Consider the following 26,936-nt stretch of genomic DNA (forward strand, 5'->3'; position numbering starts at 1 on the left):
CGAATTTGTTTAGCATGATTTTTCCTAAATGTTAGCAGTACCCTATATTATTCAATTGCGCCAGCAACATCATAATCATTTAAATCTAATTCAATCGTTTTTCCGAGCGCTAGTTTAGCAAGTTCCGCTCCTAGATATGGACCAGCTGTTAAACCCGAAGCCCCTAATCCATTCGCAACGAGAATTCCTTCAAAGTTAGGTAGCGGTCCGATAACAGGTAAGAATCCTGGTGTAAATGGTCTGAATCCAACTCTCGTTTCAAGCATTGTAGCATTTTCTAAGCCAGGCGCAACTGTTAATGCCTTATGGAATACTTCATGTAAACCACCTGCTGTTACACGATGATCAAAACCAGTATCATTCTCATGTGTTGCACCAATTACGACATGCCCATTGTCAAACGTTAAAATATATTGATCGTTCGGTGGCATAACAACTGGCATATTTTCTGTTGCTGTATTCTCGATTTGCAGATGAACAATTTGTCCTTTTTGGAATGTAACTAAGAAATTAATTCCTAATGGTTTCAAGATTTCATTCGCCCATGCGCCTGCAGTTACAATAACCTTTTCTGCTAAAATTGTTTCATCGTTTACTGTAACTCCCGTAATATGATTTCCTTCACGGACTAATATAGCATCGCCTTTTATGAAAGTTGCACCATGTTTTTTCGCAGCACTTATTAATGCATTGCGTAATAATCTCCCATTTACTCGTGCAGCACCACTAATATGAACAGAACTATATTCGTCTGATAATGCTGGGAATAATTTTTTTGTTTCTTCAGCTGATAAGCGAGTGATTTCACCAATCTCCGGGGCATCTTCACGTCGTTTATAAGCTCGCTCTTCCATTTGATCTAACTTTTTCTCGTCAGTATGTAAACTAATTGCACCTACACGATTATATCCTGTGTCAGTTTCACCGTCTTCTTCTAATTGCTGAATTAACGAAGAATAGTAACGTGCACCGCCTTTAACAATTTTATACCATGCTTTATTACGACGCTGTGATAACCATGGACATACAATTCCTGCTCCTGCATCAGTTGCTTGCCCTAATTGTTGGCGATCCACGATAGTAACATTCGCACCTGTCTTAGCAAGATGATAAGCAGTAGACGCTCCTAAAATTCCAGATCCAACTACAATATACGATTTCATTTCAAACACCTTTTCTCTTTTGCTAATTATATAAATATAAGAACATCCCTTAGTATAATGGAAGGAATGCTTTTTTCAATGTACTCATCACAATTAATTGTTGCAGCATTGTGACTTCCTTAATCATTATTTTTTCTTCTTACGGAATAATTCAATTGTTTTATAGCCTTGTGAAAGGATTTCTATCATTTTCTCTAGACGTTTTTCACGAGTTTTTTCTTGTTTCACAGAAAAAAGATTACGTGCCCAATCTTTTTGGTATCCAGGCGTTAAACTTTGATAAAACTTAAGTTCATTCGGATGATTAGCTAATAATGCTTCAACATCTTTAATTCGATCTGCATAATCGGCAACACATTGACTCATAGCAGATGTTTTTGTTGTTTTTTTCTTTTCACGTTTTAAACCAACAACAGTAAAGACTACATCCATACTTACCATTCGTGCAAATTTAATATCGCTTTCTCCCACATAACCATCTTCTCCAACGTTTAATGCCGGAAACATCTCATCACGGTGAATAAACGTACTATAACGCGCATTACCTTTTTTCGGATATGCGAAGAATACGTAACCTTTTTCAATTAGTAATTCTTCATTACTAATAATAAAATTCGTTTGTTTCACCATTTCATCAAGCGTTTCTACAAATATAAAGATAGCATCGTGTCCTTTTGAGAATGCAGTCTCTTTACCTGTAAAAATGTCATAATCACTTGGTTCGTTAATAACGACCATATTTGTATACTTATTAAGTTTCAATTTATCAATAACTGACATAATAATCTTCCTTTACATTCAAAATTCATTGTACATACTTTTTCGTACTGTTCTAGTGTATTATATGTATTAAGAAAATCAAACTCTAAATCGTATTATTCTGCTGCAAAAGAACATAATTCTTTACTAGATGGGGTGGTTTTATGCCATATGTAATCCGAGATGAAGAGCTAGTTTTACAAGGGGATGATGGAAAAGAACCAATTTTTCATACATATGAAGAAGCTGAGGAAACATTAAAAATATTAACTATACCGCAGTTTCCGAAACGTATTAGAAGAAAACCATTTACATCAAAAATAATAAAAATAGCCGCTTCTGAATAAGAACCGGCTATTTGTTTATTCATAACTTAATAGAAAATAAAGTATATAAAAACTCTCTATATTGATCTTCTGTAATTTCAAGCTTAGTTTTTTCCCCATGAATAATTTCAGTTAAACTTGTATTCGTTAATGAAATATGACCGGAGTTCGTCAACTTTACTGCAATTGGTCCTTTATTAAAAATAGACTTCTCATCTTCTATCACTCTTCTTTGAACATCGTTTACTACTATCTCATCAATATTATGTTTATAAAAAGCATGACAAACTTTCCATTCTCCATCAGTATCTATTCTTTCTAAAACATAATTTCCTTTACTCGTATCTTTTCGTCTCACCCGGTACGAACCATTTTTTGAAGAGACAGACTTACCAGTAAAAGGTACAGGAACAAGAGGTACTAACGAAGCTATACCTACATCAATTAAATACTGTACATTATCATAAGTTAAAATAATTGTTATATGGCCATCCTCAAGTGCCCATGCATTTATATCGTTTTTATAAACCGTACCTAATGCCAGTTGTACATCATAGCCACAGTCTCTTAAGAAATAGTAAAAAAGAGTATTTAATTCGTAGCAAAGTCCACCACGGGAACTAGTTAAAGTTTTCTCTCGTAAGTTTTCCAGAGAGATTTGATTCGTATTTCGTGCTATAACATCTAAATTCTCAAATGGTATAGTATGCGCAAACGAAAAGAGTATGGTAGGTAATTCTTCAAACGTTACTTCATTACGTTTTTTAAGATTTAATCTTGTGAAAAGCTGATCTTGTAAACTTGTCATATTTAGCACCCCTTAAAAATTTATAAGTTTAAATAATATATGCTGATTGTAAATTTTAAGGGGCACTGTAACAACGTACATTTCATTAAACTGTACCGGTATAAAAATTACGATTCACATAGGAGGTGTCATTACACATGTTTTTTGTAATCACTTCTTTTTGTGGCAAACCAAAAGCTACGAATATAAATTTAATAGTTTATCTATAGGCAAACTATTACTATCACTTAAATCAACAAAATATTGAAGTTGCCATGCTTGGCTCTTTTTAGCTTGATTACTAACAGTGGTATCCCAAACAGGATAAATTCTCATTGCCATTTTCCCTGTTTGACTTTGTGTTCTCAATATTTTTTCTTTAAGAAGAATCTCTTTAGGAAAAATAAATTGCCCTAGTTTATTATCAGCAATACAAGTGATTACTAATAAATCAGGAGCAGCTTCATAAGAGAAAGCTCTATTTCGCATATTTTCATCTTTCTCCCAAAAAGAAACGAATTGACCAATTTTATTAGGTGTAACTTTTGATTTTCTAAAACGAATGGTTTTGTTATTTAAGTGGAATAAACATCCGGCATATTCTGCGTTTTGCTTTTCTTCTTTTAGATTCGTAATCATTAAGTTGTTAGGTTTGTAAACTATATTATTTAAATCTTGGATTATATTATTAAAATTGTTCAAAAAAACTCCCCCTTTATTCATCTCTTAGTTTACCACAAACATCAGTTCTTCTATATCGTATATAATTATGAACTAAGTGAAATGGGGGAATTTAGCAGGATATAATTATTACTTTAATGTACTTAGTTTTTTAATTGCTTGTTGTTCAGTTGCTAAGTAAAAAATGTCATTCCCTTTATTACATTCATAAATAAAATCCTTTAAGCTTTTACTAGTATACATAGAGAAATCTCCAACAATAGCAATCTTTACCTTGTAGTTTATAAACTTTTGAAGGATATCGCCCGCAAGCCGTGTTTTTAGATCAAAGAAATCTTCACTTATTAAAGATTTATGGATAATAATATGTTTCGCATCTACCTCATATTGAACTGTTGCCATAGTATCTAATGCAGACTGAACATCCGATATTAATACCTTATCGTTTCTAATGAGCGCAATATTGATTCCATCGATTACTACTTTCTTTATTTCCATAGTCCCACCTGTACAGAGATAATAAAGTTGTTTAATTTACAATAAAGTCATTTAAAAAATAATATAGTAGTTTAAAAATCCTTCTTCTACTAACGAGGCAGGTTAGTGGAAGAAATAGCAAGTGGTTTTAACTAGGAGAAGTGTCGATGACATTAAAGAAGACACCGAGGTGTCTTCTGTTTTTTAAATTAAGGATATCGATAAATTAAGATTTATTTACTTAACATTATACTTATTTTCGGACCGAAGCACCTAATCGATGAGTATATACAAACCAAGTAATGCTTGCTGTTAATAATGTTGACGAAATTAAAGCTGTAAGAACACTATATGTTTGCCAAATAAGTATCGTTGACCAATCGAAGGCAAAAAACATTATACACTGGGCAATCGTAGCGATTAGGAAAATAATTGTTACGATTGTTCTCTTTTTTGTCATTGGCTGCTGCTCATTCATTTTCCTTTTTCTTAATCCTAAGAAAAATAACAGAACGGCTAATAGGCAAAGAATAATTGTGGTAGACGACAAAATGATGTCCAAAAGCTGTGTGCCGCTTATCTCATATGACTGAGTTAGATTGCCGTTTAATATATCATTAACTTGTAGTACCAGGTTTATATTGGTATTTGCGCCGTTGCTCAGTAAGCAGATGGCTGTTCTTTCATTTGGCAGTATGGCTACTTTGGTACTAAAATTTGGATTACGCCCAGTGTGTTCTATAAACGTTTGTTCGGCGTTTACCGACCAACCTGCCGCATAATACATATCATTGACAGCCGAAACAGACATATCACCTCTATGTGATTTTTCGATGGCCCTGTGAAATATTTCGGGTATGTCCTGCACGATACCCATCTGTATGCCCATCCAACGCACCATATCTTTTGTATTAGAAATGATATAGCCGGCAGGTTTATTCCCAGCATAATCCGGAGCGTTAAATGGAGTTGTTATAAAAAAGGAAGAACGGTAGCCCTGTGCTAACTGTCCAGTGGCTTGAGCATCTTCTTTATAAACATACGTCTGGTGAAGACCTAAGGGTAGAAATACCTGTTCCTTCATAAAGTCTTCATAGCTTTGTCGTGATACAATCTCAATAACCAAACCCAATACGTCATAATTAACGGTTCCATAGTTATATTGTTCACCGGGAGAGAACGCCAATTCTGCATCTACCAGCGTTTCCACAGTCTTTTGCAACATATCAGGCGTATTACCTTGTGGAATATTTTGAGTATGTCTAATATTTGTTAGGCCGCTGGTATGGTGAAGAAAATTATTTAGTGTAAGGTTTTGCATATCAACAGGTTTACCTTGATACTTTAACGTAAACCAAGGTAAATATTTTTGGATAGGATCAGTCATTGATAGCAGCCCTTGCTCTTCCAATAGCAAAATCCCCATACCAGTAAAAGCTTTACTCACCGAGGCCAACTCATAGAGTGTATTTTCACTTGCAGACAGTCCCTTTTCAAGATCTGCATACCCAGAAGAAAAGTAGAACACTTCACCATCAGCAAGTATTGAGAGTGACATTCCAGGCACACCTGACGTACGACAGGCATCATCTAGCAATGCTTGTATTGCCACAGATTTCGAATCTGACAACGCATAACTTTGTGTTGCGAATCCTGAGAATAATATAAATATCGTTAATACAAAAACAATAGTCTTTTTCATACACTCTCCTTTCTGAAGAATTATAAGGGTATAAATAACTTATTTTTATAACTATAAACTAAATTCTGATTTATATTTCTATTTATCTATATAATATCAAATAATTGTGAAGAGTTACACTTAAAAACGGGGGCGTTAGTTTAATAAGAAGTAAACAACTTTATTATTCATTTTTTAAGCATTACATAAGCAGATGGATATAATTTGAAACAACTTTAAAGAGCCTTGCTGCATATAGAATGTAGTAAGGCTCTTATCTTTTTTAATCAAAATTCAATAACTTTATTATCACTATACACCACCCCTTTATAATTTACACAGTATGAGTAAAATTGTTTTACAAGACTTCGTATTAATCATAGATTAAATTAGCCACAGCTATTAAAATCGCCTCTATTTTTTATTGTAAGTATATATTTTTTATTACTAATACGGTCAATGAAATTAATGATAGTTTCTCTTTTTTATATTATTTAATATATATATGCGGAATTACTTTTACTTGTTATAAAAATATTGTGGAGTAACATAACTTAACAAATTATCCAAAGTGTTAATCTCGGTATATGGTTGTATTTTGGTAGTATTATTGATTTTCTGAGGGTTAAACCACACCCCTTTTATATTTACATTTTGAGGACCAGCAATATCCTTTTCTAAGTCATCCCCAACAAATAAAGTATGTTCCGGTTGTAAATTTAGCTTATTTAATGCTAGTTCGAATATACGTTTATCAGGTTTACTAAATCCTACTTCTTCAGAAATAATGATTGTTTCAAAATACCTATTTAAATTCGTGTTAAATATTTTAGCTTTTTGCCTCTGAGTTGAGCCATTTGTTATAATTCCAACTTTACAGTGCTTCTTTATTTGATTTAAGAAATGAATAGTATTTTTGTCTATTGAAAAACATCTAGGGAAATTATTATTCCAAAAATCTTGGATGTAATTGCGTGGCAATCTATACCTTGGCGTGAATTCATCAAACAATGATTCTAAAACTGTCGTTTTATTACTTATGCCATATTCTCTTTTATCGTATTCTTTGAATTTCTGTAACATGTTGCTTTTAGCCGCACCATCTACATTTTCATAACACTTTTCTAAAACAATTAAAAATAATGCCTCTACTGCTTTATCCCTATCAAGTAATGTATCATCTAAATCAAACAGCATCGCTTTATAACCCATCAAATCATTTCACAACCTTTCTAGCATTATATAAATCTCTCCAAGTTTGTACCTTTAAACTTTTGGTTTAGCAAGAACATTATTATGTAGTGATTAACGATTAAATAGAAACTAGATGAAAGAAATCCAAAGTTCTTGGCACACACTCTAGTATTACGGTAGTTTCTTCTATATTGAAATTCCTTTTCCTCTTTTGGTAAAGAAGCAAAAGTATATTTTCACAAATTTTAAGAAACTACATACAATTCACATTATTATACATTAGTTTTTCGTAAATATTAATCGTACACCAATTCATACAATAAGTTTTTTAAGCAATTATTTCTCCATAAAAAAGTAATAAAGCTAATAATACTTTTTGGTAGTAAGCGTTCTATGAAGTTTACTACTGTATCTCCACATAAACTCCAGATTGTACGGCTATAATGACTACCAGAGGTGATATTATGAAAAACTATCATATCCTCGTGGTAGAGGACGATCAAGAAATTCAGGAATTAATTAAACAATTTTTAATGACACAGCATTATACAGTGGTAGTCGCTTCAGATGGACTAGAGGGTATGACACAATTTAATAAGCAATCCTTTGATTTAATTCTTCTAGATGTCATGATGCCCAATCTTAATGGATTTGAAGTTTCTAAAATGATTCGAAGTCAGTCAAACGTACCAATTATTATGCTAACTGCGTTGGAAGAAGAAGAAGATCAAATGAAAGGATTCGATCTTGGGATCGATGATTATATAACAAAACCCTTTTCATTTCATGTTTTGATTAGACGAGTCGAAGCTGTACTTAGAAGAAGTTATGATAAAAATGTAAATAATCATTTGATATTTAAAGAAGTTCGTATCGATGTGGATGCATATAGAGTCTATGTAAATGATGTTGAAATTATATTAACGACAAAAGAGTTTGAAATTCTACAACTACTATTTCAAAATGAGAGAAAAGTACTTACAAGAGAAAATATCGTAGAGAAAGTTTGGGGTTACGATTATTTTGGAGAAACACGAATAATTGATACACATATTAAAAACCTACGCAAAAAATTAGCTATCCCTTATATTAAAACAATAAAGGGTATTGGTTATAAAATTGATGAATAGTATTGTGAAACTCATGAAAATGAAGCAAATCACTTATAAACTCTTTATGACTACATCTCTCATTTTGTTATCCTTTGCAGTATTGATTTATTTAACTTTATACTTCTTTCTCCCTACATTTTATGAGCAATATAAAACAGATCAACTTCAAACAGGGATAAACGAAATCATTGATAAGTCTAAAAATCTTACGTTTCAAGATGCGATACCATTTTTTGATGAATACGCAAAAAAAAATAATGCGATGCTTTATCTTCAAAATAAAGAAGGAGTAATTATTTACTCTCCTTCGTTTTCTTTTATTCAAAGTGGTACGCAAAAAACAGTAGTTACTAAAGCAACACGATTCGAGAATGCAAGTACCCTTAGCAATTCATATAACGTTACGAAACCAATTCAATTCCAAGATGGTAGTTTAACGCTTATAGTCTTTGCTACATTTCAACCGATTGATGAAGCTTCACAGGTTTTAGTCCGCTTTCTCCCCTATATTAGTATCATTGTACTCGTAATTGGTATAGGGAGTGCTTATTTTTATTCCAGGTTTATTACAAAGCCACTTATTTATATTAATGAAGGTGCACAAAAGATGGCAAATTTAGATTTCTCCGAAAAAATTGAGGTTCGCTCTACAGATGAGTTAGGAGAATTGTCTAATAGTTTGAATGACATGTCTATTAACTTACAACAAGCTATGTTTGATTTAAAAAAAGCAAATGAACAATTAAAAAATGATATTGAAAAAGAAAGAGAAATAGAAACAAAACGCAGAGAGTTTTTTGCGATTGTAGCACATGAATTAAAGTCCCCTCTTACTGTAATGAAAGGCTACTTAGAAGGGATGATTTACAATATTGGCCCTTATCAAAATCGCGATCAATATTTAAAGAAAAATCATCAAATTATTGAAAGTATGGAACAATTAGTTCGTGAAATTTTAAGCGTATCGAAATTAGAACAACACACCTTCAAACTAAAAGTAGAGAAAGTTAATCTTTCAAAATTAATAGGGACAATTACAAAAGATCTCGAATTTTTTGCTTCTCAAAAAAACATCGAAATAATAAAAGAAATTGATTTTGGCCTTGCTATTTATACAGATTGTGCCCTTTTAGAAAAAGCATGTAAAAATATTGTCCATAATGCGGTTATGTATTCACCACATAATGAAAAAGTCTATATAAAGTTAAGTGAGGATTCTAAACAAAGTCAAATCGAAATGCAAATTATAAATACAGGTGTCAATATTAAAGATGAAGAGATACAACAAATTTTCAAACCATTTTATCGAATTGAAAAATCAAGGAATCGAAATACTGGAGGAAATGGTTTGGGGCTATATATTGTTAAACAAATTCTTGAAACGCTAGATATAAAGTATTCAATAAAAAATATGGAACATAGTGTACAATTTTGCATGAGTATTCCATTATCTAAACACAAAAACAAACAAACTCTCCTTTAAATAGGACGAGTTTGTTTGTTTTTGTGGTAAGTATAAACTTATTAACAGGTTTTTCGTTTAATGATATATATTGCTTCTTAAATGGTAATTATCATAAGTGGTGACAAACTGTATTCAATTTACATATTTATCTTTTACTATAACAGCAAAAACGAAATTCCGCTTAGCAGCAAATTAGATTCTCTTATTTGAGATGCATTTCATCTATGAAACTGAAAAGGAAGATGAAAAATGCATATTTCCCTCCATTTTTCAGATTAATTTAAAATTCTTTTATGGTAAGCTATATGTAAAGATTAAACATAAAACATAAAGGATGATTCGTATGCAAATAAGGCCACAAGTAAGTGAATATAACTCCTATTATGCAACGTATACCAACTTGGTATCAGACGGAAATATCATACATATTCTAGAACAACAAATGAAGGAAACGAATCTCTTATTAAAGGAAATTTCTGATAGTGAGGGACTTTTCCGGTATGCTCCTACTAAATGGAGTATAAAAGAAGTAATGGGTCATATAGCAGATACAGAACGGATTATGGCGTATCGATTGCTATCTATCGCTCGAGGCGAGACAGCAGAACTTCCAGGCTATAATGATGATATGTATGTTCTTAGAGCTGCTTTTGATAAGCAATCTATGCAAGATCTTCTTGAGAATTTAATAGTTGTTCGCCAATCTACCCTGTATTTACTTAGAAGCTTAGATAAAGAAGCTTGGTCACAAAGAGGAAATGCGAATAATTCTGAAGTTACAGTTCGTGCATTAGCATACATCATTGCTGGTCATGAGCTTCATCATCTTCAAATTATAAAAGAACGTTACCTTGGTTCTGATGTATATCCAGCAACTTAATATTTGAAGAAAAAGAGTCCTATTTATGTAGGGCTCTTTTTCAGAATTTATAACGGATTAGCGCTTAGAACCATGGCAATTAAATGTCTTTATTTATAAAATTCACCACATAATATATATGTTATCCCCTCTTATTCTGTACATAATTTTATTTAGGCTGATATACTATAAACACAATAGTTCTGGAAAGGTGATGATATTATGTATGAACAACAAAATAATAGAGATAGAGATCAAAAAATGATGTTTTCTATGCAAGGAGTTCCCACAAATAAAATTAACATGAATCAATTACCTAAATGGATTAGTATTTTTGGCTATTGTGCCTTTGGTTGGATGATAGTATTTAGTTTAATTATGATTGTAGGTTTGATTCTACAATAACTATACAGATACACAGGTAAATGGGACAGCATTTAGATTATATATCTAGGTATTGTCCCGTTTTTTATGTGTAATTATCCCATGATAGGTAACCAATTATAATAAAAAGAACTTGTAGAATATCCTACAAGTTCTTTTAAAAATATTATTAAAACGGGAACGACAAACTATTTTAACATTCAGTACAGGGAGACCATTTTGATTATGGCTTGATTTTATTATAAATCAAATATAAGCTTTTGAAAGGTCTAGTTTTTGAAAAATATGTGAATTAAACAGCTACGATGTTTATATTAGATTTCATTTATGACTAACTTCTTCTTACTTAAATACACTGCACGATCTGATTTTTTAGCAACCTCCTGTGAGTGAGTCACAACAATAATGCATTTATTCTCTTTATGTGCAAGTTCTTGAAACAGTTCTATTATATCCATTGCGGTTTCCTCGTCGAGGTTTCCTGTCGGCTCATCTGCAATCAGTAAATCAACATTACAAGATAGTGCTCGAGCAATTGCTACACGCTGTTGTTGCCCGCCACTTAGTTGCAGGACGTTTCGTTTCGCTTCAGCTTCTGAGAGTCCTACCCTCTCTAATAATTCTAATGCTCTTGCTGTTTTATTTTGCACTTTAACACCTGTAATTTCCATTGCTGTTAAGACATTTTGAAGAGCGGTCATATAGGTAATTAAGTTATAAGATTGGAAAATTACAGATACATTTTGATTACGGTATCGATCCAAACCAATTTTTCTAATATCTTTGCCATTATACAGTACATAACCATTTTTAGGGACATCCAGTCCACAACCTAAGCTCAGAGTTGTGGTTTTACCAGATCCAGATGGCCCTAAAATCGTGTAGAAATGTCCTTTTTGAAAAGAAAAGTTAACATTATCTAGTATCGCTACATTTTTCCCATTACTTTCATAATAATAATCCAAATTTTTAAACTGTAAAATCGTCTCCATATCGAGCCTCCTCATTCATCTTTTAAAAGAATTTGTTTTGGGTTTAAACGTAGAATAGATAATGCTGGAAGAAGCGTTGCTATTATAGCAATAGCTAGTCCAATTCCACCCATTTTTCCTACATCTTCTCCTGTTACACTTACATCAATTTTATCAATTGGATCTTCTTTTTGATTTTGTAGAGTACCACCGGGTCCAGCCATCATTACAGTACCATGTTGCGAAGTATCTGTTTCTTCGCTTGCAGTAGCAATTTCATTCGAAAGTAAATTATCCCCGATATATTGAGAAACTTTAGCTCCTGTTGTTATGGATAATCCAAATGCTAAAATAGCGACACACACTACTTCTACTACGAATTGCGCCATCAGTTTCCACTTTTTCTCTCCAATAGACAATAGAATTCCCATTTCTTTACGACGCCCTTTAATTGATAGCATAATGATTAATCCTAAAATGATCGCACCTGCAATCGATACAATATAAATAATCATTTGAGAAGTCGAAGAGATATTTTCGATAGGACCAATCATTTGCTTGTACAATGAATCATGCGCATCTAATTTATAATAATTAAAATCAATGTTAGATTTTTTTGCTTCTTTTTTAAATGCATCAATATATTGTGGATCATTCAAGAAATACACGACTTGACCACTACTTATACCTTGGTCTACTTCTAATTTTTTCATAGTTGAATGCGGCATATATAGTTTATTAGCTGGATCCATAATAGGAGGAGCCTGTTGACCCATTGCTTGCTCATTTGTTTCGTAAATGCCGATAATTTCAACCTCAAGAGTTTCCTTCTTATCCCCTGATTGTACTTTAACTTTGTCTCCTACTTTCAAATTGTTTAATTCCGCTAATCGTTTTTCCATTAAAGCTACATTCTGATCTTTCATTTGCTCTGTTATTGGTTTTCCATCAATGATTTTACTTTTTCCGTTTTTAAAGCTTTCTTGTAATGCAGTCTTGCGAACTCCCTCAATCATAAAAGAAGCATTCATATCTATTTCTGTACCAGAGCTTGAACCGCCTCGCGCAGCCGTCATTCCCACTTTACCTTTTCCTTCTTCTTCTCCTTCTGAAGCTCCTACTAGTTTAAGCCCATCAGAAATACCGAAAGTGTTAGCTATGTAATTATAATCTTTTACATACTTGGACTTCGCTAATTGATCTGTTTCTTTTGCATCGAGCTGCGGCGGATTTGGCATTTCTCCAGTTTCCTTAGCTTTTTGACCTATTTTGTCGAAATCAAGACCTAAAGTAACATCTGCACCAAGTTTTTTTCTTGCAGCATCCGCTGCTTTTTTTGATGCATTTTGGATTGTGAAACCTGAAAGAACCAAATTTGTAACAATCAGAAAAACTGCCATCAAAATTAATGATGTTCCTATCCTTTTTTTCATACTGAGAATTGCTCGTTTCATAAAATTCATTTTTCTTACCTCCTTGATAACTTGTATTCTATATAGGTTATCTAGAGTTTATATGGAGCTAATCGGTAGTTTAACTAGAGATATAAGGAGTTTATGTGTAGTTATTTACCTGTTCCAGAAAAGCTAGAACACAAATTCAAAAACACAGTCGTTTTTGAATTTCGGTAAGGAGTTAGTCAATTTAAGAGACTTATAGAAAAGAGAGGTTAAGCTTGATTTAATGTATGTAACATAAAAAATATATTTATTGTATAATTTCTATACAATAAATATAGAGAACCAATTTGTGAATATCTATATGGGAATTGTAAGTTGTTCTTCATAGAAATTACAGCTTTTAATAAGAAAAGAAGCAAGTTAACATTCTTTTATAAGGATAATAATATTAACTTACTTCTTAAATTTTAGTATAAATTATTTATTGTAAGCTTTATAATATAATATGAAAATTTATCACCTATTTTTATAATTCAAGCACCTACTATTAGGAAAAGAGAATATTTCCTAATTAATTTAAAACATAAATTTTGTCTATGTTTTAAACAATATGTATTTTGGAGGAGGTTAATTTGATTTTTTCAAAACTCATTGATCGGTACGCCTTATATGATTTACACAAAAAAAGAAGTGTAGCGTTTCAGTTTACTTCCCTTTCTAACACTTCATTAAATATAAAGAACATAGAATCTTTTTATAAAGTAAAACCATCACATTTTCATTTTGACATTAAGCATTCAAAGCAGGAAAATGAATACATGGTTGGGCAATTCAACTATAAAAGTTCGATTCAATCCGGTGATTCACACAACGACTCTGTAACTGGGGAATTATTCTTACATAAAAATGAAAATGCACCTCATGTTATCTTTGTTCACGGTTGGAGAATGGATTCTAACGAACGTGTGAAAAAAATATTCCACGATCATATGACCAGCCTGAAGTGGAATATGTATTATTTCACTCTACCCTATCATTTTGAAAGAAAACCCGATCAATCCTTATTCAGTGGAGAGTATATGGTAAGTGCAAATATTGAACGAACATTACAAGCAACTAGACAAGCGGTAGCTGATTTACGAGCTTTGATTAAATGGATTAAAGCAAATAAAAAGGGGCCCCTGATTCTAATAGGAATTAGTTTAGGCGGATTTATTACTAACTTAACCTCTCTTGTTGAAGAAGAAATTGATGTGTTAGCATCCATTTTCTATGCAAATCGACTTTCTTATTCGATTTGGAATACAACTCCAGGTAAATTTATTAGAGAAGACTTGGAACATCATGGTGTTACGTATGATGATTTAATAGATTATTGGAAAATCACTGAACCGAGTCAAGCATTGCCAAAAGTAAAAAAAGAAAATATTTTATTAATTTCAGGTAAGCATGATCTATATGTGCATTCTGAGGATACAGACTACTTGTGGGAATCTTGGGAAAGACCTCCACGATATATTTATACATGCGGGCATGCCGGGATCGTTCTTAAACGTAAAAAAATTGCAACTGATACTATTGATTTTATTCAAAATCGATTGAACTCCCCACACTTATCCAATGTCATGCCTTAAATCGCGAGATTACTAAGTACAAAATCTTATACTTGTATTGTTATATTTTTTACTAGTCACCTTTGTAAATCTTAGCCCCAAGCCTTACACGATTGAAAATGAAATAAAATAAATAACTAAGGAACTAATTTACCATATGGAAAAACATTGCTCAGCATTTTCACCAGTGGTCCCTGTATATGCAATATTACATACAAAAATCTTTATGTATTACGTTATTAATTTAAAAATAAATTATTCATCCATTAATCTATACCATCCGTATTTACAGTTATGGATACCCTAATTACATATGAAAAAGAGAGAAGAACATTGGTTAATTCTTCTCTCTTTGTTTATTTTTAAGATAACCATCTATAAAATTTTGCTTTTCATAATTCTTCATGAGTCTAGAAAAGAATCTAATCCTTTTCTAGACTCAAAAAGAAATTTTTCTAATGTACATAATTACAACGACATTAAACCTCTTTGCTCTTAAATCCACTACTTGTATTATTGATTGCATGAAACTCCTTCTTGAGAAAGGTTTTAATTTCCGAATATTCTGTTGACCGTTATAACATATCCAATTTACAATTTAATTGTGGTGTTCTTTCACAATTAAACTACTTAGAATACACTTCATTTATTTGAAAACAATTACAAATAGAGGTGCTAAAATGAAAACTAGAGTAAATCCAGAATTATTACAAGGGTTAGAGATGTTTCCGGATCTCGATTTACGCCCAGAAAATTTGCAATCAATCAGAGAAGGAATAGCTCAAATGAGACCACCTACCGTTGTTGATGACTCTCTTTCTTTAACAGATAAAGTCATTGTTGGGCCTGATGATAATCCATTACCATTACGAATTTATCGTCCAAAATCAAATCATGAATCTTTACCTGTCTTATTATGGATACATGGTGGAGGTTATATCTTAGGGTCTATAGATGATAACGATGATACTTGTATGAGGTTTGCAAAAGAAGCTAGCTGTGTGGTCGTGTCTGTAGACTACCGCTTAGCACCTGAACACCCTTACCCAGCACCAATTGAGGATTGTTATTCAGCTTTAAAATGGATTGCTGATAATGCAAAGTCATTAAACATTGATTCGAATCGAATTGGGGTTGCAGGAGTAAGCGCTGGCGGTGGACTAACAGCAGCATTATCATTATTAGCACGAGATCGAAAATATCCTTCAATTTGTTTACAAATGCCACTATATCCAATGATTGATGACAGAAATGATACACCTTCAGCGAATGAAATTAAAGAGGGATTTGTTTGGAACCAAAAGGCAAATGAAGCTGGCTGGAAAATGTATTTAGGAGAAATGTATGGAACGGATCAAATCCCTGCCTATGCAGCACCTTCTCGAGCTGAGGATTATAGTGACTTACCGTATACTTACACATTTGTTGGTCAATTAGATCCATTCCGTAGCGAAACATTAACCTATGTAAGCAAACTAGCACAAGCTGGTGTTGATGTGGAGTTTCATTTATATCCAAATGCCTATCACTGGTTTGAAGGGTTAAATCCAAATGCCGATGTATCTATTTATGCTGTGAACGAAATAGTACAAGCAATAAAGACTGGTTTCAAACGAGTATCCAAGGTTGAGGCTTAATCCCATTACAAGAGAAACACTTATAAATAGTATATATGTATTTATCATTTAAATATAATAGCCGATTCTAAATAAGAATCGGCTATTAATATGTAAAATCCGCCTAATATATCAAGGTTGAGAAACAGATATAAGATGTTTAGGCGATGTGTTTATTTCCTCTGCTAATGCTTTTATGTTCATCATGATTTGAAGTATTTCTTCTTTTGTTGTTCTTGGGTTGATAGAGCAAAGTCGAATTACTACTTTTTCTTTTAATTTAGTCGTACTTAGCATAGCAAATCCTCTTTGATTAATTTCTTCCACCAATTTTTTGTTTATTTCATGAATTGTATCTGTAGATGTTAGCTCACATGGAATATAACGAAAAGTAACAATTCCTAATTGGGCAGGTGTTACTACTTCCCAATCTTTTTCTTTCCTTAAAAACTCTTCAACTTGTTCAGCTAGCATAATGCCATGATCAATTGCCTCACGAAAAGCTGTAACTCCGAATGCTTTAAAAGAAAGCCATACCTTTAATGCTCTAAATCTACGAGAAAGTTCAATTCCACGCTCCCCAAAATTCACTTTTTCTTCTATATTAGTTTCTGTATCCTTAATATACTCTGGGATCATACGGAATGTTTCACTTAAATATTGGCTATTTCGAATAAGTACACAACCAACATCATAAGGCTGAAAAAGCCATTTATGCGGGTCTAACGTTAAAGAATCGGCACGATGAATTCCACTTAATAACTCCCTTCCTTTTTCACTGAGAATTGCTGCAGCCCCATAAGCCCCATCCACGTGTAGCCATATATCTTCATCACCACATACATCAGCCAATTCATCGAGGGAGTCCACCGCTCCGCAATTCGTTGTCCCTGCATTAGCAATAACACAGAATGGTTTTTTCCCTTTTAATCGATCTTCTTTTATTTGTTTTCTTAAAGTACTAACTGAAATTTTTAAGTCTTCATCTGTCTCAATTCGGCAAATTTGATGCTGTTTAAAACCTAATACTTTAAGTGCTCGATCTACAGAAAAATGAGTTTGGTTAGAAAAATAAACAATCGCATTTTCTATGTCATTATTCAGCTTGACCTGTCTCGCTACAGTAAGTGCAGTCAAATTAGCCATGGAACCACCACTGACAAATAATCCTTCAGCTGAATCAGGGAATCCTAGCATTGATTTTAACCAGTTAATTGTCGTTAATTCAATTTGTTCGGCACCTGCACCTACTATCCAAGCTGTAGGAAATACATTAAACCCACTTGCTAAAAAATCTGCTAATACACCAACATAATTATTAGGACCTGGCACAAAAGCCATAAAATGAGGATGATCCACATGAGTAATTTGATTAAACACATTGTTATTAAGAAAATGAAGTAATTCTTTTGGATTAGATCCGTTTTCCGGAATCGTTTCAATTAGCTTGTCTCTAAAAATATTACTATCAATCGTTTCTGAAACTGGTTTACTTTTTAAATGATTCATATGATCAACAATTAAGTCAACCGCTTGATATCCTAACTGACGCATTTCTTCGGCTGATAACTGTAATTTTTTTGTCATTTGATTTACTCCTATTCTATTTAAAAAGGCGAGTTTTTGCTCGCCTTTTCATTTTTTATAATTTGAGGGTGTTGCAAAACTCATAAATATCCAAAAATGAATGCATAAAAAAATCCGTTTTCCTGGAAAAATGATAGTAACCGAAACTATCTCCAGAAAGGACGGATTTACTAGTATGATAACCAAATTTGATGAAAATCAATCCATTTTACAGATTTTATTTGCATACGTAGACAGTTTAACTATTGAAGGCGTTCCGCCTGTGACAGGTCGCCCACCAATCTGTAGAAAAGCCTTACTGAAATGCTTTTTCTTGAAAACTGTATTTCAAATTGACTCTTTACGCAAATTAACACGTTTTTTGCATCAATATCCTTCATTTCGTGTATCTTGTGGTTTATATTTCGTTCCTCACGTTTCTACTTTTTCACGTGTAGGTANATAGTCAACGTATTTATGAAATTGCACGAACATGTAACATCTTTGCCATGAATCCAATCAATCCTAGGAATGGTGAACAAAATAAGAGTACACATCGTCGTGTATTATCTCATTTTATACAAACTATCTTTGGTAAACAATTGATGAAAGAACGTAGGAAAATTGAACAACAGTTTAGTAAACTCAAAGATAAAGGGTTGGAACAGCCACGTTGGTATGGTCAAAATCGCTATCTATTGCATGTTCAGCTAGTTTTTCTGATTCATAACATTGCATGTTTATTTTAGTTTTGCAACACCCTCAATTTGTAATCACAAATTGTTTGTATTGGATTTTGAAGAATCGTGTTGATTAACCCCTGGATGTGATTTAATATTTCCTGTATTTTCTCTGTTTCATATACCGTTTGATCATATCCAAACTTTATTGTAAGTCTTTCTTCAGGGAAGCACATAATTCCATACTTTACATGTGGCTCATCAACAACTTCGTAATCCGTGATAGCAAAATGTCTGTTTTCATTTGAAGAAAAGATTGCTGGATTAGTTGGATAGTTTTCAAAAACCCAAAGATGGTCAGTCAACTCAGTTTTTAATTCACTTTGCTTTTGTATATCAACAAATGAATAGTATGCATACTCATTACATTTCAATGTCTCTAGTTGTACCTTTTGCAGGAAGTCCACAAAAGATTGCGTTTCTGTCCATGCTAATCGGATAGGCAAAACATTTGTGAACAGACCGAACATATTTTCAATTCCTTCTACTTCGGGGGGTCTGACTGATACTAGGTTAGGCAATACTACTTCTCTCGTTCCGTTGAATTTGCCAAGCAATATTCCCCATACAGCTAGTAATGCCGTATTCATAGTTATATTATTTTTAGTTACAAATGTCTGTAACTGATCAGTCAAATCCTTGTCTAATGTTAAATCCATAAAAGTGAAGTTTAACCCTTCACTTTTAGATGGGACTTTCTTTTTAGGAATACTAATTTTCTGATTGTATCCTGATAAATAATCTCGCCAAAAATGACGTGCTTTCTCATGATCTTGTGCCAAAGTCCAATCTATAAATGTTTCAAAAGGTTTTACCATGGGTAACCCCGCCGTAGTTCCGGCATTTGTAGTTTCGTAGAGCTGGAATAATTCGTCTATCAAAATGCTGACGCTCCAACCATCACATAATAGATGATGGGAACTCCAAATTACTTTATGCTCGTTATTACCTAGTTGGAATATACAGAGACGTGTCATAAGTTCATCATTTTTAAATCCTCGACTTAAATTTTCATTCATCCACTGTTTTAGGAATTCTTGCTGTTCTTGTTTCGTCATCTCAATCAAGTTTTTTATTTCTGAATTTATTTGAACATCATATAGAACAGCTTGCCAAGGTTTTGCTTGTTCATCTTGCACAATTATTGTTCTTAAAGCATCATGACGATCAACTAATTGTTGGAAACACTGAATAAAGAGTTTAATATCCAGCTCCCCCTCAAGTGCCCAAATTGTTTGTTCAAAATATGCATTTGTATCAGGTTCATTCGTAGCATGCTCATAAATAACTTCCTGGAAAGGTGCTAACGGGTAAATACGTTCTATTTTTATATCCGGCATTTTTTCTTGTATTTTGTTAAGTGTATGTTGATTAAGTTGTTTATCTTTAACATTTAGTAATGTAGCTTTATTATCGTTCATTATGTTTACATCATTTGTTTGTGAACTTGAGAACTGGTCTAGCTTTTTAACAAATTGAACCATGTCCCTTAATATAGGAAATGAAAATATATTTTTTGGTTCAAGCTCGAATCCTTGTCGATACAGTCTGACGGACACTTGAATCGCTTTTATCGAATCTCCACCTAAGGCGAAGAAATGATCATTTACTCCAACTTGATCTATTTTGAGTACTTCTTGCCAAATACTAGTTAATATTTTTTCCATTTCAGTTTTTGGGGCAATAAATACTTCATTTTTTTGTTTCTCCGGAGTAGGGAGCGCTTTTCTATCTAATTTACCGTTTGGAGTCAGGGGTAATTGGTCCAAATAAACAAAATAAGAAGGAATCATATAATCTGGCAAGTGATCTTGCAAATGCTTTCGTAGTTCTGTTGTACTAATATTTTGCTCAGTTACCACATATGCAACTAAAAATTTTATTCCGTTCTCATCTGTTTGATCAATTACGACAGCATGTTCGACTTGTTTATAAGTTAGAAGACAATGAGAGATTTCTTCTAACTCTACTCGATATCCCTGAATTTTCACTTGGTAATCTTGGCGGCCTAAAAATTCAATATATCCCTCAGAATGCATTTTTCCACAATCCCCTGTTTTATATATAAGACCAAAATCAGGATGTGACACAAACGCTTCATTTGTTTTCTTTTCATCATTTAAATATCCTTTAGCAAGGCCCACTCCCCCGATATATAAATCTCCAATTACACCAACAGGGCACATTTTCTTTTCATAGTTCAACACATAATACGTTTGGTTTGCCAAGGGCATCCCGTATGGAATACTATTCCAATGTGATTCCACCTGTTTGACCGGATAATAAATTGACCAAATCGATGCTTCTGTTGCCCCTCCTAGTGAGACTACTTCTGCAATCGGAAAATGTCGTTTTATTTTTTCTGGTAAAGAAAGCGGAATCCAATCTCCACTATGTAAAACTAAACGTAAAGAAGGATATTCAAAATGAGAACCTACTTGCTCCAATGCCAAATCCATGATTGCAGGCACTGTATTCCAAATTGTAATCCCTCTACGTTCGACAGTGTGGATTAATTCTTGCATGTCTCTCGGATCACGAATCATTACTAACATTGCACCTGTGCTTAAAGCTCCGAAAATATCGTATACAGATAGGTCAAAACACATGGAAGAGATACCAATAATACGATCATCTTCATTCACCTCATATTTTTGATTTATGTCTTGAATAGTATTTGTAACCGCTTGGTGAGTAATAATTACTCCTTTTGGTTTTCCTGTACTTCCTGAAGTGTATATAATATAGGCAATATCTTCTGGACCAGCAATAGTGGGCATATCTTCTGTTGTATAAAATGACAAATGATTTTCTTCATAAAGACTAGGTTCTAATAAAAGCTTGCATGAGCTATTTTTTAAAATATATGTTTGGCGATCTAAAGGATGATCGGGATCAATCGGAACATAAGCGGCACCTGATTTTAAAATACCTAACATATTAACAATTGTGTCAACTCGCCTTTTTGCTAAAAGACCCACTTTGTCACCTAGACCAATACCTTGCTCTTTTAAGAAGTGGGCAATTTGATTAGAACGTTTATGAAGTTCCGAGTATGTTAACCATTCTTGTTCAAATACCACTGCTACTTCATCCGGTGTACGTTTTACTTGGTCTGTAAATAATTGATACAGAGTAGTTGAAGGTATTTTTTCTGTTGTTTCATTGTATTGCTTAATTAAAGTTTGATCCGATTCTTTCATCTGCAAAGATGTTATATCGCTTTGTTTCACCAATTGTTCCAATAAGTCAACAAATTGGGAAAACATTGCTTCTATTACATCAACATCAAACAACTCTTCAACATAGTTCCAGCTAATTAATAACTCTCCATTTTTTTCAATTACTACATTATCCAAATACACTTGTGGAGTCCGAGCATGAATATAGCGAAGAGAACCAAGTTGTTCCCAAGAGAAAGCACCTGCACCCGCTAACATCGAGGTGAAAACGATTGGCATAACTGCTTTTGGCGTCATTTGATGATATCGAGTAAAATCTCGAATAAAGTTAACTCCATCGTAATGACGATGTTCAAGGCCATCTAATAAAGTAGCTTGCGTTTCTTTTACTCTAGTAAAGAAAGTTTGCTCTGGTTTTACATCAACATCCAATAAAATAAGTGATGTGAAATCTCCAACAATCTGTTCTACTTCATCATGAACAGGATAACGGTTAAATACAGTCAAGTTAATTGCTAATCGACGTTGATTACTCCAATATGCCAACACATCACCATATATTGTACAAAGTAGAGCGGAAGGCGTTACCTCTTTCTCTTGTGCTAACTTTCGTAGCTTTGTCCATTTTTTATTATCCAGGATTTTTGTAAGTGATTGGAATTTAGGAGTAGCAATCTCTGCTGGATCCTTTTTTAACAGCAAAGAAGGTGCAAACGGAAAGTCAGGAAGCTTACTTGTCCAATAATCTTTTGCTGTTTTATATTCTTCGCTTTGTTCCATTTCATCATAGATAAACATATAATCTTGAAAATCAAAAGATAAAGATTCTAATTTTTGATTTGGTTTATAATAATAATGCAACAAATCCTGTCCAACAATGTTCATGCTTGCTCCGTCCATTAATAAAGCATCGTATCGAAAACATAATAAATACGTGTCTTCTTTTAAAAGAAAAGCTTTCAATTCAAACAAAGGCCATTGCCCCAAAGGGAATACATGGTTAGTCATTCGAGAACGCTCTTCTTGTAAGCGAGCATGTTGATTCCTATCATCTAAATCTATGAGACTCACTATTTCAATCTCGTAATCAGGAACGCTTTGTAATATTTGCTGTTTTCCCTCTGGTAAAATTACAGCTCGCAACATTGGATGACGATGAATTACCTTTTGAAAACTTTTTGAAAGACGATTGATATCCAAAGCTGTTTCATATTCAAAATATGTTTGAGGGGAAATACCACTTAATTCAAACTGTGAATTCCGTCCTATCATATACGCTGTCTGAACTTCTGTTAAGGAAAATGGCTTAGACAAATCTTTAACATGAGTTGGTCTACTTTCAAGGTTTTCCTCTTTATGCTCTAGCTTTACACAAGAACTCAGTTGAGCGATTGTGGGGTGCTTAAAAAAATCTGTTGTACTTATTTTTAAGCCGTCTTTTCTTAATAAATTAATTACCTGAAGTGCTTTAATAGATTCTCCTTTTAATGCAAAAAAATTATCATGAATACCGATTCCCTCGATCTCCATAACTTTTTCCCATGCACGCACTAATTTTTGTTCAATTTCATTGCGCGGAGCAACGTATGGAATTGATACATAATCCGTTTGTGTTATATCCAACAATCTTTTTCTATCCACTTTTCCATTTGGATTCAATGGAATCTCTTCTACCTGAATCATTTTTTCAGGAATCATAAACTCAGGTAATTTATCACTTAAATATTTTCTGATTTCATCAAAAGACACCTTGTTATCCGATACATAGTAGGCAGCTAATAATTTCCTATTTCCATACACTTGATCAACAACGATAGCCTGGTTTATTTCTGGATATTCCCTTAATTGAGTTTCGATTTCTCTTAATTCAATCCGATACCCCCGAATTTTCACTTGATGATCCATTCTACCTAAATATTCAAGTTCTCCATTAGGCAACCAACGAACGAGATCACCTGTATGATACATCATTTCCCCTGCCGCAAAAGGACTCGGTACAAACTTTTCATCTGTCAGTTTATTTTTACCAAGATACCCTCGTGCTACCGCTACGCCAGCAATGCAGAGTTCACCGGGAATTCCAAATGGTTTTAATTGGCCATACTTATTCAATATATAGGAATGATAATTCGGGTTAGGTTTGCCAATCGTAACTTCTTTGGAAGTGCTCAAGTCTTTTACTGTTGCGCAAATGGTTGTTTCTGTGGGACCATAAATATTTAAAATTGTTGCTTCACTGATACAACGAATTTTTTCAACCAAATCAATGGAAAATGATTCTCCTGCTAATAAAATAGATTTTAAATCTTTTAGAAAAATCGCCCCTTCTGGATCACTCAAAATCACTTCCATTCGCGATGGCGTTGATTCCCATAAATCCACCTTATGTTTTTTGACCAAATGAGCCAATTCTTTTGTTGCAAACTGGTCCTCTGTAGCAATTACTACTTTTGAACCTTGCGTTAAAGGAAGACATATTTCTAACAAGGAAATATCAAAAGATACACTAGCAAGAAACAAGAATGATTGATTAGCTTTTACTTTTTCTCTCATTACATTTAAAAAATGAACTAGCGATTTTTGTTCTATCATTACCCCTTTTGGATTTCCTGTCGATCCTGATGTGTAAATAACATAAGCTAAATCATTAGGATTATGTTCTCGTACTAAATTACTTTCTTCACCTTGAAAAAGATATTCTTTATCAAGATACAGTACTTCACCTGCAAATTGTGGCAATACTTCCTCTGTTCGCTTACTAAGTAAATATTTTGCTTGACTATCTTGTAACATATATTCAATTCGTTCAGTTGGGTAGTTAGGGTCGATTGGTAAATACGCTGCTCCTGCTTTTAAAATCCCCATCATACCAATAATCATTTCTAATGACCGATCTACCATAACGCCAATAATACTTTCTTTTGAAACACCTTTACTTTGAAGAATAGAAGCCAATTGATTCGCTTTCTTATTCAATTCTCTATATGTCAAAGATTGATCATTACAAACAACAGCAATTTGATCTGGAGTTTTTAATACTTGCGCTTCAAACAAATCTTGAAATGATTGAAACAAGTCTATGCCCGTTTGAAAAGTATTCAATCCTTCTAACAACTCTTTTTCTTCTTCTGCAATAATACAAATATCTTTCAATGCCAAATTCGGATTTTGTGAAACTTGCTTTAAAACATAACAATACGAATTGGCAAACTGTTGCAAAGAAGAGAATGAACGGGACTTGCAAGAAATTTGAAATTCAAATTCATTATGTATTTCATTCCATTTTCTTCGTATCCATAGGGCTAAATTATTCTCTGCGTATTCTTCTAGCGAATTTTCATTATGTAATCCTTCCATCCCGATTACAATTTGAAAAGGAGTTAAATTGTGTTTAACTAATAATTCAGAGAGCGGATACTCCTGATTTTCATACCCGAATAAAGTCGTTTGTTCAATCTCATTTACTAATTGTTTAAAGGTGTGATGCGGCTGGATTTCACTTCCTAAAGGAATCAATTTATTAAGATTCTCACTTTGTTCAAGATTCTTTTCAATTATAGGAATACCAATAGTAATTCTTTCTTGATCTGTATAATGTGCCAAACAAACCCTTAAAGCGGCTTGAAACCAGCTAAATAATAATAAATCTTGAGACTTACTTATTTTTTGTATACTTTTACTAAATTCTACATTCACTATGACTTGAACGTATTCACAAGGTGTTTCTTTATTTAGTTGGTAATCGTTATTAAATTTAAATACAGAAAAATCGAGAATCTCGGAAGATAATTGCTCCTTCCAAAACGCTTCTACTTCTTTATTTTCATGAATCGAACTTCGATCTTTAATGTGCATTTTTATCTTTATCCCCCTAATATTCATTTCTTCTACTCGTTAATTTTCAAGCCAACTTCAAGCCCATGAAGAAACACTTGATGATTATCCAAACATAAAAATTGCTGAATCTCTTCAAATTTCATATGACCGACTGAACAAACCCCTAAATTTAATGTCTCAGCAACCATATTTAAGGTAGCAGTGATAATGCCTGACTCAATACAAGCAAATAAATATCCATCTGAACCGTATTTCGGGATGGAAGCGTTCGCATTATAAACCAAATAAACTGAGAAGGCAGATTGAGTAAATAAATCCTGATTAATTAACTCATGATCACTTTTGATTACTTGATCAATGTTGTTTACAATCACAAGACTATTTTTTGATGGGTTATAATAATAAAATCCAGCTTTCATATCCTCTATACGTTTTGGTTTTACATAAACAAAGATATCAATGGGATAGAGCCCGCCTGCACTTGCGTAATGATAGTATATTTTTTCTTCCCTAACCTGTTTTAGAGTTGATAAGAATCGGGAAAATTCCGAAAAACTAATATGTTTTTCCATATCAAATTGACGACAAGACCTACGTTCCTTGATTATAGTAGGTAGCTCATTTGTTGTTTCAAGTTGAATTTCGGTCGACCGTGCAGCAACGTGCGTGCGATTTAATTGTTTACTCATATACTTATCTAACTTTTCTTTAGAAAAGCGAATCTGGTTGCTATATGGATTTGAAAAAATCTTTTCTTGTGAAGAAAATACTTCTCTTGGGTGTAATATATTACTTACTAACACACGATTTTTTATCATGAGCTCTATGTTTTTTTTTGTCTCTTCTACATTTCCTAACGAAAAGCGCTCTACTAGTTCACTAATTTTCACACCTTTTTGAGCCATAAAATAAAAATCTGGAAACCACTCAGACAGAATACCTGTAAATCTCATTTCCCCTATCAAAACTTCATTATGCAACTTCTCCCAATGCTTAATCGGAGACCAGTAATAAATTTTCTCGCTCATATAACCCTCCATAAACATTTAACTTATTTTTGAAATGCAATTTTCTAATTTACAAAAATTTTTTCGGATTCTGCTCCTTGTCTCATAGTGATTAT

19 protein-coding genes and 1 pseudogene are annotated in these 26,936 nt (G+C 33.0%); 8 read left to right on the plus strand and 12 right to left on the minus strand.

Features of this window, described 5'->3' with window-relative positions; all coding sequences use genetic code 11:
- Nucleotides 1-47: 47 nt before the first annotated feature.
- Nucleotides 48-1,163, minus strand: a complete 1,116-nt coding sequence (locus V6946_RS14220; RefSeq protein WP_000844396.1) for an FAD-binding oxidoreductase — start codon at nucleotides 1,161-1,163, stop codon at nucleotides 48-50.
- Between the two features lie 126 nt (nucleotides 1,164-1,289).
- Entirely contained in the window at nucleotides 1,290-1,943 is a 654-nt protein-coding gene (locus tag V6946_RS14225; RefSeq protein WP_006929734.1) for a YdeI/OmpD-associated family protein, read from the minus strand.
- Between the two features lie 143 nt (nucleotides 1,944-2,086).
- Between V6946_RS14225 and V6946_RS14230 the strand changes: the two genes are divergently transcribed.
- Nucleotides 2,087-2,269 (plus strand): hypothetical protein, encoded by a 183-nt coding sequence (locus tag V6946_RS14230; protein WP_006929736.1) that lies wholly within the window; start codon nucleotides 2,087-2,089, stop codon nucleotides 2,267-2,269.
- Between the two features lie 19 nt (nucleotides 2,270-2,288).
- Here the strand turns inward: V6946_RS14230 and V6946_RS14235 are convergent, their stop codons facing one another.
- From V6946_RS14235 to V6946_RS14255, 5 genes are all read right to left on the minus strand, one after another.
- Nucleotides 2,289-3,056 carry an arylamine N-acetyltransferase gene (locus tag V6946_RS14235; RefSeq protein ID WP_006929738.1) on the minus strand — a complete coding sequence of 256 codons (768 nt, stop codon included), beginning with the start codon at nucleotides 3,054-3,056 and terminating at the stop codon, nucleotides 2,289-2,291.
- 177 nt (nucleotides 3,057-3,233) lie between these two features.
- Complete coding sequence (locus V6946_RS14240; RefSeq protein WP_074619061.1) at nucleotides 3,234-3,758, minus strand: MepB family protein; 525 nt, start codon at nucleotides 3,756-3,758, stop codon at nucleotides 3,234-3,236.
- Nucleotides 3,759-3,845: 87 nt separating this feature from the next.
- Complete coding sequence (locus V6946_RS14245; protein WP_006929740.1) at nucleotides 3,846-4,214, minus strand: DUF4180 domain-containing protein; 369 nt, start codon at nucleotides 4,212-4,214, stop codon at nucleotides 3,846-3,848.
- A 232-nt stretch (nucleotides 4,215-4,446) separates the two neighbouring features.
- Entirely contained in the window at nucleotides 4,447-5,895 is a 1,449-nt protein-coding gene (locus V6946_RS14250) for a serine hydrolase (RefSeq protein ID WP_006929743.1), read from the minus strand.
- Nucleotides 5,896-6,393: 498 nt separating this feature from the next.
- Entirely contained in the window at nucleotides 6,394-7,086 is a 693-nt protein-coding gene (locus V6946_RS14255) for an HAD-IA family hydrolase (RefSeq protein WP_366982029.1), read from the minus strand.
- Nucleotides 7,087-7,532: 446 nt separating this feature from the next.
- On the opposite strand from V6946_RS14255, the gene V6946_RS14260 reads away from it, so the two are divergent.
- The 4 genes from V6946_RS14260 (at nucleotide 7,533) to V6946_RS14275 (ending at nucleotide 10,909) form a co-directional block, all read left to right on the plus strand.
- A complete protein-coding gene (locus V6946_RS14260) occupies nucleotides 7,533-8,198 on the plus strand; it encodes a response regulator transcription factor (RefSeq protein WP_000800727.1) in 666 nt (221 codons plus the stop codon).
- A 13-nt stretch (nucleotides 8,199-8,211) separates the two neighbouring features.
- The gene (locus V6946_RS14265; RefSeq protein ID WP_006922698.1) at nucleotides 8,212-9,663 is read left to right on the plus strand and encodes a HAMP domain-containing sensor histidine kinase; all 1,452 of its coding nucleotides are present in this window, start codon (nucleotides 8,212-8,214) and stop codon (nucleotides 9,661-9,663) included.
- 325 nt (nucleotides 9,664-9,988) lie between these two features.
- Nucleotides 9,989-10,525 (plus strand): DinB family protein, encoded by a 537-nt coding sequence (locus V6946_RS14270; RefSeq protein WP_001167132.1) that lies wholly within the window; start codon nucleotides 9,989-9,991, stop codon nucleotides 10,523-10,525.
- A gap of 201 nt (nucleotides 10,526-10,726) precedes the next feature.
- On the plus strand, nucleotides 10,727-10,909 hold the full coding sequence (locus tag V6946_RS14275) for a hypothetical protein (RefSeq protein ID WP_000273239.1): 183 nt from the start codon (nucleotides 10,727-10,729) through the stop codon (nucleotides 10,907-10,909).
- Nucleotides 10,910-11,202: 293 nt separating this feature from the next.
- Here V6946_RS14275 and V6946_RS14280 read toward each other — a convergent pair whose 3' ends face one another.
- On the minus strand, nucleotides 11,203-11,880 hold the full coding sequence (locus V6946_RS14280; RefSeq protein WP_000447851.1) for an ABC transporter ATP-binding protein: 678 nt from the start codon (nucleotides 11,878-11,880) through the stop codon (nucleotides 11,203-11,205).
- An 11-nt stretch (nucleotides 11,881-11,891) separates the two neighbouring features.
- Complete coding sequence (locus V6946_RS14285) at nucleotides 11,892-13,322, minus strand: ABC transporter permease (protein WP_049108024.1); 1,431 nt, start codon at nucleotides 13,320-13,322, stop codon at nucleotides 11,892-11,894.
- 569 nt (nucleotides 13,323-13,891) lie between these two features.
- On the opposite strand from V6946_RS14285, the gene V6946_RS14290 reads away from it, so the two are divergent.
- Nucleotides 13,892-14,893 (plus strand): alpha/beta hydrolase, encoded by a 1,002-nt coding sequence (locus tag V6946_RS14290; RefSeq protein ID WP_006922694.1) that lies wholly within the window; start codon nucleotides 13,892-13,894, stop codon nucleotides 14,891-14,893.
- Nucleotides 14,894-15,552: 659 nt separating this feature from the next.
- The gene (locus V6946_RS14295) at nucleotides 15,553-16,509 is read left to right on the plus strand and encodes an alpha/beta hydrolase (RefSeq protein WP_000857943.1); all 957 of its coding nucleotides are present in this window, start codon (nucleotides 15,553-15,555) and stop codon (nucleotides 16,507-16,509) included.
- A gap of 111 nt (nucleotides 16,510-16,620) precedes the next feature.
- On the opposite strand, the gene V6946_RS14300 is transcribed toward V6946_RS14295, so the two are convergent.
- A complete protein-coding gene (locus V6946_RS14300) occupies nucleotides 16,621-18,075 on the minus strand; it encodes an aminotransferase class I/II-fold pyridoxal phosphate-dependent enzyme (protein WP_000162820.1) in 1,455 nt (484 codons plus the stop codon).
- A gap of 175 nt (nucleotides 18,076-18,250) precedes the next feature.
- Between V6946_RS14300 and V6946_RS14305 the strand changes: the two are divergent.
- Nucleotides 18,251-18,803: pseudogene (locus V6946_RS14305) on the plus strand (transposase).
- Here V6946_RS14305 and V6946_RS14310 read toward each other — a convergent pair.
- Both V6946_RS14310 and V6946_RS14315 read right to left on the minus strand, forming a co-directional pair.
- Nucleotides 18,800-25,831, minus strand: a complete 7,032-nt coding sequence (locus tag V6946_RS14310) for an amino acid adenylation domain-containing protein (RefSeq protein WP_366981839.1) — start codon at nucleotides 25,829-25,831, stop codon at nucleotides 18,800-18,802. The pseudogene V6946_RS14305 and the gene V6946_RS14310 overlap by 4 nt on opposite strands.
- Before the next feature lie 32 nt (nucleotides 25,832-25,863).
- Nucleotides 25,864-26,841 carry a SagB/ThcOx family dehydrogenase gene (locus V6946_RS14315; protein ID WP_006922689.1) on the minus strand — a complete coding sequence of 326 codons (978 nt, stop codon included), beginning with the start codon at nucleotides 26,839-26,841 and terminating at the stop codon, nucleotides 25,864-25,866.
- Nucleotides 26,842-26,936: the final 95 nt, after the last annotated feature.

Source organism: Bacillus sp. PPSBB_2 (assembly GCF_045291115.1).
In the GTDB taxonomy this organism is placed as follows: Bacteria; Bacillota; Bacilli; order Bacillales; family Bacillaceae_G; genus Bacillus_A; species Bacillus_A cereus.